This is a genomic window from Streptomyces sp. NPDC059080, assembly GCF_042739975.1.
Lineage (GTDB): Bacteria > Actinomycetota > Actinomycetes > Streptomycetales > Streptomycetaceae > Streptomyces > Streptomyces benahoarensis.
Genome location: NZ_JBHYGX010000090.1, coordinates 1 through 1209, shown reverse-complemented (window position 1 = coordinate 1209; position 1209 = coordinate 1). Strand labels below are relative to the sequence as shown.

Annotated in this window: 2 protein-coding genes; both read right to left on the bottom strand. The window is 34.9% G+C overall.

Translation table 11 applies throughout. The annotated features are described in order from the left end of the window. A partial coding sequence (locus ACFWWQ_RS29660; RefSeq protein WP_384602355.1) for a DNA polymerase occupies positions 1-838 on the bottom strand: 838 nt, incomplete at its 3' end. Beyond that, the coding region (locus ACFWWQ_RS29655) for a hypothetical protein (RefSeq protein WP_384602353.1) at positions 839-1209 on the bottom strand (371 nt) is incomplete at its 5' end. It abuts the gene before it with no gap.

The following is a 1209-nucleotide window of genomic DNA, read 5'->3' as shown; positions in this document are numbered from 1 at the left end:
CTTCTGTACGTCCACCATAATATGCCTTGCGTATAAAATCCTCTGTAAACTCGCCCCATTTGCTATAACCGTAATTCGTGGAAATAGCCTTTTCATAATCTTCAGGATAATTCATTTGATATACTTTCATTGCAAGACTTGCGGTAGTAGGACATTTTAAAAATTCATGAATCGGCAAGCCGGATATTTCAATAAGCATTGTAACAATTTCATATAATGCCACACAGTCCAACCGTAAATATTCATTTAATTCAGGTTCATACGGATCGACCTTCATAAAATAATTCCCTTGGGATTCCCGGTCATCATATTTACCCGGGTCATTTGTGGGGTTTCCGTCAGCGTCAAGCGCCCATCCCAATTTCAAAATATGGTCTTTTAAATCTATTTTTGCTTTTTCTTGCGAAATATTAAAATCCTCACATATCTTTTTTAATGAACCCATTACAAGCTTGCTGGAATCATGAAATGTAATAGGTTGCGAAATAATTTCATTTTCTTCAGTTATTTGGGATTCATTAAGACCTGTTTTAAATACCGTAACGACATTATTAATAAAAATCGAATTTTTTAAATCCGCTTCAGGTAAAATGTCCTTTGCGATTTTTGAAATGTCGAAATCTAGATTATGAATAAATACATGACAATCGTATTTTGTGGTATACTGTGAGAGAACCGTTTTCAGGTTTTTAAAAGTGTTTGTCGCACGGTATCTACTACCGTCATATAATCCGACGCGGAAGACTTCCCCAAAAAGTCCTCGCGTCTCAGTATCAAGCGTAAGTATCTTAACGGGTTTACTTGCGCTTTTTTCTTTATTCTCTTTTTCCTTACTCATTTAAAATCCACCTCTCCATCGTAAATCCTTCGCTAAACGTTTCGCCGTTTTGATATTTACTTGCGGGAGATATTTCTGAATTAAATCCCCAATAAATTGAGCCTTTTCTTCATTGTCATATAAAACCCTCATGCCTGCATTTATTGCAATTAATAAATCTTTATATCTCCTTAAATCGGCTTTTCCTTCATATAGCAAAATCCATGAATTCATATCAGCCAGTCTAAGAGAATCAAAATTTCTCATAAATGCTTTATGCTGTTTCCTTTTATTATTGGGGACAACATGCATACTTATTGTTCCTATTTCAGCGGGAAGTTTAGCACCTAAAAAACCTCTTATAGATTCGATAAGATAATCAACGCTCACAT